This is a genomic window from Halomonas sp. SIMBA_159, from assembly GCF_046536035.1.
GTDB lineage: Bacteria > Pseudomonadota > Gammaproteobacteria > Pseudomonadales > Halomonadaceae > Vreelandella > Vreelandella venusta_A.
On the sequence record NZ_JAWJBT010001147.1, the window covers coordinates 1 to 251 of the forward strand.

Below are 251 nucleotides of genomic sequence, written 5' to 3' on the forward strand. Positions count from 1 at the left end.
GTAACCGTCAGGATGAACCTTTGCTGGGATATCTTTAGAAGGCGGCTGCTCACATAACCACTGATAAAATGTTGGTCCTGAAAGAATATTTCCAGCCTCAACGACAGAGTCATCGGCAAACATTGTGATTTGCTCTGCAACAGTATTAACTAACAAGTGGTCAGGTTGATCAGTGCTATGACATCCGGACCCAGGTAAATATGGGTCAAATATCAGTAAATTAATTTCCGCTTCGATATTATTCATTGCCG

Annotated in this window: 1 protein-coding gene; it reads right to left on the reverse strand. The window is 41.8% G+C overall.

Translation table 11 applies throughout. The features are described from left to right. Positions 1-251 (reverse strand): FAD/NAD(P)-binding protein (locus tag R0J87_RS22860; RefSeq protein ID WP_498889221.1); only part of this gene is annotated, 251 nt, incomplete at both ends.